We start from the raw sequence: 7,958 nt of genomic DNA, 5'->3' as shown, positions 1-7,958 counted from the left end.
GGCGAGCAGCGGGTCGTCTACGCCCATCGCCACCAGATGTTCACGGGTGGACCGTACGTAATCCACGTTCGCTCCCGAAACGCCCTGGCCCTGGCGCACGAGCGGCAGCACGCCGTCGAGCGTCGGGCGGCTGGTATATTGCGGATGCCGGCGATCCACGACGTAAGCGAGAGCCGTGACCGAGCGTCCGTCGTCGAGGCGGACCGGTAGGGTTTTTTCCAGATAGACAGAGGTGACCTGTTCGCGCTCACGCAGATAATCGATGGTGGCCGCGGCTTCCGGAGCGAGGACCCGGAACGCTACGCCATGGCAGCGCCCTCCCCGGTCCAACCCGAGCACCAGACCCGGCTTTTCGGGCGTTCCCCGGTGGACATGCGACAAGACGCAGAGCGACCGATGATAGCCGTGCAGGTGCGCGTGGCGGCGCTCGGCGAAGGGGAAGCCCGGCCGCCACATGAGAGAGCCGTAGCCGAACACCCAGAGATCGCCGTCTTCGTTCGTCATTTCCGCCAATGACCTGCCCGAACCTTGCCTGTTTCCGGCGCTACCAGCTAACAAGACCCGACACAACAGGAGACGTGGATGGAAGCCCAATCGGACGCTCACGCCGACGCCGCTCACGCGGTCCGGAGCAATCGCTTCTGGCTCTATGCCCCGTTCGCCCTCCTCGTCCTGATCGCGGTTGCCTGGAGCATCGCGTGGGTCGTCATCCGAAACCGCACGGAAGAGGGCCTCGACCGCTGGCTCGCCAGCGAGGCCAAAGGCGGACGCAACTGGACCTGTCGCGACAGAACGATCGGCGGCTATCCGTTCCGGGTCGAGGTCATCTGCGGCAGCCTCACGTTGAAGCAGGGCACCGCCACCGCCTCCCTCGGCCGGGTCGAGTCGGTGGCGCAGGTCTATCAACCACGCTTCGTCATCACCGAAATCGAGGGCCCACTCGAGGCCACCGACGGCATCGTCACCTTGAAGGGTACCTGGGACCTTCTGCAAACCAGCGTTCATGCCACGCCGAACGGCGGCCTGCAGCGCGCGTCCCTCGTCGCGGAAGCGCCGAACATCGTCATCACGGGTCTATCACCGACGGAACTCGCCACCTCCAGCGCCCATTTCGAACTGCATCTGAGGCCCAATCCGACGCGGACGGGCGAAGGCGCCTACGACGTCGCCCTGTCCACCCGACAGGCGAAAATCCCCGCCCTCGACAACCTCATCGGCGGCGCCGATCCGACCGATCTGCAACTCGACGCGACCGTGACGAAGGCCGAGGGTTTCCGCGGCCGTCCGGTCGTCGAGGAACTCGAACGCTGGCGCTACGCCGACGGACGCGTCGACATCCTGATGCTCTCGCTCGCCAAGGGCAGCCGCAAGCTCGAAGGCAAGGGCCAGATCGGGCTCGACGAACTCCACCGTCCATCCGGACAGCTCGACATCGCCGCCGCCGGCCTCGACGGCCTCCTCGGCAATTCGTCCGGAGGACGTGCCGCCGGCGCGCTCCTCGGCGCCCTGTTCGGACAACCGGCGCGCAACGCCAACAGGCAACCGAGCCAGCCCAACCTCCTGCCCTTGCCGCCGCTGCGCTTGGAAAACGGCAAGATGGCTCTCGGCCCATTCGTGATACCGGGCGTACGGCTGCAGCCGCTGTATTGAGGGGATGGGCGCAGGCTTTATCAGCGCATCACGGCTGGGTCTGTTCCCGGTCGCCTCGATGGGATGAAAGCGGTACTTTTTCTCGTCGGCGGCCGCCGGGACGAGCCAGGTGATGACACCGTGTGGGAGACGGTGTTGAGGCGCCGGTGACGCCATGAAACCGCTAATCCTCGCGACGTCGGCCGAAATCGGGTTCTGCCGTTTCCTGGCCTTCCGAGATGATGCCGCGGCGGATGGCGCGGGTGCGGGTGAAGAGGTCGAACAACTTGTCGCCCTCGCCCCAGCGGATCGCTCGGGCCAGGAGCGCGATGTCCTCGTTGAGGCGGCCGAGCATTTCGAGCACCGCCTCCCTGTTGTGGAGAAACACGTCGCGCCACATGGTCGGATCGGAAGCGGCGATGCGGGTAAAATCGCGAAAACCGCCGGCCGAAAACTTGATGACCTCGGATTGGGTGACCGTCTCGAGGTCGGCCGCCGTCCCGACGATGTTGTAGGCGATCAGGTGCGGCACGTGGCTGGTGATGGCGAGTACGAGATCGTGGTGCTGCGGGGTCATCTCTTCGACATTGGAGCCCATCGCTTCCCAGAAGCCCCGGACACGCGCGACAGCCGCTTCGTCGGTTCCCTCCGGCGGCGTCAGGATGCACCAACGGTGGTGGAACAGGGTGGCGAAACCCGCATCGGGGCCGGAATGTTCGGTGCCCGCCACCGGATGGGCGGGGACGAAATGCACACCGTCCGGCAGATGCGGCTGGACCTGGGACACGACCGACGACTTAACCGAACCGACATCGGATATGATCGCGCCTGGTTTGAGCCCGCCCGACATCGCCTGCGCCACCGCTCCGCACGCGCCGACGGGAACGCAGAGAATGACGAAATCGGCGTCGCGCACGCCCGCGGCGATGTCAGAGGTGGCGATGTCGGCGAGGCCGAGAGCGCGCACCCGGGACAACACCGCTTCGTCACGATCGACGGCGACGAGTTCGGTCGCAAGGTTGAGTCGGCGGGCGGCGCGGATGATCGACGAACCGATCAGGCCCAAGCCGACGATGGCGACCCGTCGAAAGAGCGGTTCCTTCAGCGGCGGACCAAGACGCTCAGGCATGGTGTTTTCCGCTCATGAAATCACGCAACGCGTCGACGACGAGACGGTTGGCTTCCTCGGTGCCGACGGTCAGGCGAAGTCCGTCGGGCAGGCCATAACTGTCGATCCGGCGCAGGATGAGGCCGCGGCGCGACAAGTAGGCGTCGGCGTCCACTGCGGTTTTTCCAGCCTCCTGCGAAAAATGAATCAGGATGAAGTTGCCGACGCTCGGCGTGACGTTGAGACCGAGCGCCGTGATCTCGTTCGTCAACCATGCGAGCCATTGATCGTTGTGGGCGAGCGCCTTTGCCAGGTGAGCTTCGTCCTGAATCGCGGCGATRCCGGCGACCATGGCGGGGCCGTTGATGTTGAAGGGCCCGCGGACGCGATTGACCGCATCGATCACGTGGGCCGGCGCGACCATCCAGCCGAGCCTGAGATTGGCGAGCCCGTAGACTTTCGAGAAGGTCCGCATCATCACCACGTTGTCCGACGTGGCGACCAGTTCGAGGCCGGATTCGTAATCGTTGCGGCGGACATATTCGGCATAGGCCGCATCCAGCACGAGAAGAACGTGCGGCGGCAGGCCGGCGTGCAGGCGCTTGACCTCGTTGAAGGGAAGATAAGTGCCGGTCGGGTTGTTCGGATTGGCGAGGAAGACGATCTTGGTCTTCGGCGTCACCTTGGCGAGAATGGCATCCACATCCGCTTTGTAATCCTTCTCCGGCGCGACGACCGGCGTGCCGCCGGCGGCGAGGATCGCGATGCGGTACACCAGGAACCCGTGTTCGGAGAAAATGCCCTCGTCGCCCGGGCCGACATAGGTGTGGGTGATGAGCGACAACAGTTCGTCGGACCCGGCGCCGCACAGGATGCGGGCGGGATCGAGCCCGTATTTTCCGGCGATCGCCTCGCGCAGTTTGGCGGCGGACCCGTCCGGATAGAGCTCGTATTGATCGGCCGCCTTGATCGCCGCAATGGCTTTGGGCGACGGACCGAGCGGCGTCTCGTTCGAGGACAGCTTATGGATCTTGTTGACGCCCGTCGCGGCACTCTTGCCGGGCACGTAGGCTTCGATCTGCATCACGCCGGGGCGCGGCTCTGGACGGACGGACATCGCTCTTCCTGGTTTTCGATCTCGACGCTGCGCGCCTGCCAGAGGCGCACATTGGATTTGGTTCTGAGGCTTTTTTATTCGCGCGCCAATCGTGGCCTAAGCTGTTGAATTGGCGCGAGATCTTTCGCGGAACGGTTAGCACTTCGGCGGCTGGGGCGCCAGGATGGTTTCTCTATGGCACGTGAAAGCGCTCGGCATGGCTGCCGACCTCGATCAGCGCGCTGAGGCTTGCGCCGGCATCCGTCAAAGCCCGATGGACATCGTCCCGCGCCAGCGTGCCTGGAACGGCGACGAGAGCGGAAAGACCCTCCGCATCGGCCGCGCTCGCCACCACCTCGCCGCCGAAACCGGCGAGCGCACCGTTGACGCCCTTGTGCCATCGCTCGAATTGCGCGGCGTACAGGATGACATCGCGCACGGCGGCGTCGGTCAGCGGCTTGGAGATGACGAAGACCGGCGTTCCTGCCGGATGGCCGGGGCGCTCGATGAACGGCAGGCGGGCGATGATCTTCGGGCGATCATTTGCCGCCAGAGTGCGCCACCAGGCACCGCTCGACGCGCCCTGGTCGATGCGGAATATGCCGAGGTCGCCGCGCGATGTCGCCACCGCCTCGATGACCGCGTCGGCGCTCGGATGGCTCTGATAAGGGACCGTGAAGCCGAAATGGAAGCGCGCCGAATCGCGCATCGGCGCGTCGCCGCCGGAAATGTCCGCGTGGATCGAATAGGGCGCCTGGACATACGTGAAGGTCGCGATGATGACGCGCCAGATGCTCTCGACCGTATCGAGGGGCAGAAGGCCCTCGTGACGTTCCGCCAGCGCCCGCATCATCGACGCTTCGCGGCCAGGCCGGAAGGCCGATCCGGAATCGGTGGTCTTCTTCACCTGGATCAGCCGGTCGATGATGGTCCCGCGCTCCATCAGGAGCCGGTGCATCGTTTCGTCGATCCTGTCGATCTCCTGACGCAGGGTCGCAAGCGAAGGGCCATTGCTCTGCGAGGGGGTGGAATCTTGGGCGCTCATCGATCAATCCTGGCGAAGTTTCCCTTCTTTCGCAGCCGGAAGCGCCCCTGCCAAGGGCTGATGTGCGGGTCGAGCTGCGGGGCCGGCCTGCGCCGGCCTGCACCCATCCGCGTTGACGCCTGCGGTCGCCGCCGCTACCGGTGTTCGAAAGGACGAACAATTTCGGTATTCATGTCCAGTTCCTCCCATCCCGCCGAACCGCGCAGCCAGGTCGACGACCCGTCGAGCCTCGTCATGCGCTTTGGCGTCGATGCGCCTCTGATGATGGATGCAGGTGTCCCTCTCGCGCCCTGGCAGATCGCCTATCAGACCTACGGCACGCTCAACGCGGACAAGACGAACGCGGTCTTGATCTGTCATGCCCTGACCGGCGATCAGCACGTGGCCAACATCAACCCGGTGACCGGCAAACCGGGGTGGTGGACGACGATGGTCGGCCCGGGTCGCCCGGTCGATACGGATCGCTTCTTCGTCATTTGCGCCAACGTCATCGGCGGTTGCATGGGCACCACCGGCCCGGCCTCCATCAACGAGACCACGGGCGAGCCCTATGCGCTCGACTTTCCCGTGGTCACCATTCACGACATGGTCCGCGCCCAGGCGGCACTGGTGGAGCGGCTCGGGATCGAGAGCTTGTTCTGCGTCATCGGCGGGTCCATGGGCGGCATGCAGGTGCTGCAATGGGCCGCGAGCTATCCCGAACGGGTTTTCGCCGCGCTTCCGATCGCGACCGCCGCGCGGCACTCGGCACAGAACATCGCCTTCCACGAGGTCGGCCGTCAGGCGATCATGGCCGATCCCGATTGGCGCGCCGGACGCTACCTCAAGGAGGATACGCGTCCATCGAAAGGCCTCGCCGTCGCCCGCATGGGCGCGCACATCACCTACCTGTCGGAAACGACGTTGCACCGCAAGTTCGGGCGCAATCTGCAGGACCGCATCGCGCCGACCTTCTCCTTCGACGCCGATTTCCAGATCGAGAGCTACCTGCGCTACCAAGGCCTGTCGTTCGTCGAACGGTTCGACGCAAACTCGTATCTCTATGCCACGCGGGCGATGGATTATTTCGATCTCGCGGCGGAGCATGGCGGCGTTCTCGCCAATGCGTTTCGCGGCAAGGCGACACGTTTCTGTGTGATCTCGTTCTCATCCGACTGGCTGTTTCCGACGTCCGATTCGCGCGCCATCGTGCACGCGCTGAACGCAGCGGCGGCATCGGTCGGTTTCGTCGAGATTCAGAGCGACAAGGGCCATGACGCCTTTCTGCTCGACGAGCCGGAAATGTTTGCGGCAGCGCGCGGTTTCATCGACGCAGCGGCCCGGGTGCGAGGACTCGAATGACGAATTCCGTCGAACTCTTGGACCATCGCAGCCCTCGTCTCGACTTTCTGCTCGTCGCCGACATGGTGGCGAAGGGCTCGCGCGTTCTCGACATCGGCAGCGGCGACGGATCGCTGCTCCAGTTGCTTCGCGACCGCCGCGCCATCGACGGACGCGGCATCGAAATCTCGCGTGAGGGTGTCAACGAATGCCTCGCCAAGGGATTGCCGGTGATCCAGGGCGACGCCGACACGGACCTCGCGGACTATCCCGACGACGCCTTCGATTACGTGATCCTGTCGCAGACCATCCAGGCGACGCGCCAACCCAAAGTGGTGCTCGAACATCTGCTGCGCATCGGCCGCCGCGCCATCGTGTCGTTCCCGAATTTCGGCCATTGGCGCGTGCGTTTCGATCTCACGTTCCGCGGTCGCATGCCGGTGACCGAAAACATGCCGTTCTCCTGGTACGACACGCCCAACATCCATTTCTGCACGATCCGCGACTTCGTCGAATTGTGCAACGAAGTGGGCGCGGAAATGGAAAAGGCGGTCGCCCTCGATGCCGGCGGTCACCCGATCCGCGTCGCCCTGCCCTGGTGGGTCTGGAATCTTTTTGGCGCCCAGGGCGTGTTCCTGCTCAAGCGGGGCTGAGCGCCCAGCAGGCCCCATCATTCCGGGGCCGCGCGGCGGTGCCCGGAACCCATCACCGCCGAGGGTAGCGAATGGAGCACGACGATTTCGCGCTCTGTCTTTCAGCGTCAGCGTTCGTGGGTTCCGAGCTCTCGTTCCACTGGGCTCGGAATGACGGCGGGGACGATGTCTCGGAATGGCAGGAGAGCGGTTCGCATGGCATAGGCTGCGCGATCTTGGTCAGTCCCGGACATGACCAGGTCGGCTGCGTTCCTCCGCCGGACTCTCATCACCTCCACCAAACCTCGCATTCCGATCCATGCGACGCCGAGCACTGTCACCATCATCGCGACGATCATCAGCGCCTGAATGATCTCGCTCGCCGTGTGGAACTTGTTGAGAAAATCAGCGACCACGCTGTATTCGCCAAACGCCGGTATCATCGGGTCCATCAATCCCCTCCCTTGAAACGAGAACGACCACCAGGAGCCCTGGTGGTCGGGGAGTTGAGAAGCCGTACGCAGACGACCGCGCTGCCCTTTAGGCTTTCGCCCTGGACATACGACAGCGCCTCCCCGGCCGTAAGGCAAGGAAGGCATCGTTGCGGCAGATGCTTGCCGCTGCGTAAAGGGTTCTCACGCCCCAGAGCCKGGTTCAGCCCAGCTCCAGGATCGACGTAACACTGGATTTCATGCGCCGGTCAACGTCCGTTCCGGCAAGGGCGAGGAGGGAAGCGGTTGCGCAGCGGCGCAAAAACTCCCCCTCCCCTGTCATGGTCGGGCTCGTCCCGGCCACCACCGCCCGTCATTCTGGGGCCGCGTAGTGGAGCCCGGAACCCATAGCCACTGAAGGGAACGAAAGGGGCGCGCGACAGTCACGGTGCTCTACCTGTAGCGTCAGCGTTTATGGGTTCCGGGCTCTCGCTCCACTCGCCCCGGAATGACGGCAGGCACGATGTCTCGGAATGGCAGGAGAGCGGTTCGCATGGCGTGGTCATAGGCTGCGCGATCTTGGTCAGTCCCGGACATGACCAGGTCGGCTGCGTTCCTCCGCCGGACTCTCATCACCTCCACCAAACCTCGCATTCCGATCCATGCGACGCCGAGCACTGTCACCATCATCGCGACG

9 protein-coding genes are annotated in these 7,958 nt (G+C 64.6%); 3 read left to right on the top strand and 6 right to left on the bottom strand.

What is annotated here, in order from left to right; all coding sequences use genetic code 11:
- Nucleotides 1-504: gamma-glutamylcyclotransferase (locus AC1DT3_RS07595; protein ID WP_477464647.1), on the bottom strand; the 504-nt coding region annotated here is incomplete at its 3' end.
- A 78-nt stretch (nucleotides 505-582) separates the two neighbouring features.
- Here AC1DT3_RS07595 and AC1DT3_RS07590 point away from each other — a divergent pair.
- Nucleotides 583-1,650: a DUF2125 domain-containing protein gene (locus AC1DT3_RS07590; RefSeq protein WP_477464646.1), complete on the top strand. Its 1,068-nt coding sequence runs from the start codon at nucleotides 583-585 to the stop codon at nucleotides 1,648-1,650.
- Nucleotides 1,651-1,813: 163 nt separating this feature from the next.
- Here AC1DT3_RS07590 and AC1DT3_RS07585 read toward each other — a convergent pair whose 3' ends face one another.
- The 3 genes from AC1DT3_RS07585 to AC1DT3_RS07575 all read right to left on the bottom strand — a co-directional run bounded on the left by AC1DT3_RS07585 (nucleotide 1,814) and on the right by AC1DT3_RS07575 (nucleotide 4,878).
- A complete protein-coding gene (locus AC1DT3_RS07585; protein ID WP_477464645.1) occupies nucleotides 1,814-2,758 on the bottom strand; it encodes a prephenate/arogenate dehydrogenase family protein in 945 nt (314 codons plus the stop codon).
- Nucleotides 2,751-3,854, bottom strand: a complete 1,104-nt coding sequence (hisC, locus tag AC1DT3_RS07580; RefSeq protein WP_477464644.1) for a histidinol-phosphate transaminase — start codon at nucleotides 3,852-3,854, stop codon at nucleotides 2,751-2,753. The genes AC1DT3_RS07585 and hisC overlap by 8 nt, the downstream gene beginning before the upstream one ends.
- A gap of 172 nt (nucleotides 3,855-4,026) precedes the next feature.
- Nucleotides 4,027-4,878, bottom strand: a complete 852-nt coding sequence (locus AC1DT3_RS07575) for a chorismate mutase (RefSeq protein ID WP_477464643.1) — start codon at nucleotides 4,876-4,878, stop codon at nucleotides 4,027-4,029.
- A 171-nt stretch (nucleotides 4,879-5,049) separates the two neighbouring features.
- On the opposite strand from AC1DT3_RS07575, the gene metX reads away from it, so the two are divergent.
- Both metX and metW read left to right on the top strand, forming a co-directional pair.
- Complete coding sequence (metX, locus tag AC1DT3_RS07570) at nucleotides 5,050-6,219, top strand: homoserine O-acetyltransferase MetX (protein ID WP_477464642.1); 1,170 nt, start codon at nucleotides 5,050-5,052, stop codon at nucleotides 6,217-6,219.
- A complete protein-coding gene (metW, locus tag AC1DT3_RS07565) occupies nucleotides 6,216-6,851 on the top strand; it encodes a methionine biosynthesis protein MetW (RefSeq protein WP_477464641.1) in 636 nt (211 codons plus the stop codon). The genes metX and metW overlap by 4 nt, the downstream gene beginning before the upstream one ends.
- A gap of 107 nt (nucleotides 6,852-6,958) precedes the next feature.
- On the opposite strand, the gene AC1DT3_RS07560 is transcribed toward metW, so the two are convergent.
- Both AC1DT3_RS07560 and AC1DT3_RS07555 read right to left on the bottom strand, forming a co-directional pair.
- Nucleotides 6,959-7,282, bottom strand: coding sequence for a hypothetical protein (locus tag AC1DT3_RS07560; RefSeq protein WP_477464640.1), 324 nt, complete (start codon nucleotides 7,280-7,282; stop codon nucleotides 6,959-6,961).
- A 444-nt stretch (nucleotides 7,283-7,726) separates the two neighbouring features.
- The coding region (locus AC1DT3_RS07555) for a hypothetical protein (RefSeq protein WP_477464639.1) at nucleotides 7,727-7,958 on the bottom strand (232 nt) is incomplete at its 5' end.

The organism is Microvirga sp. P4_G7, from assembly GCF_056401005.1.
This window is presented reverse-complemented; position numbering and strand designations above follow the sequence as displayed.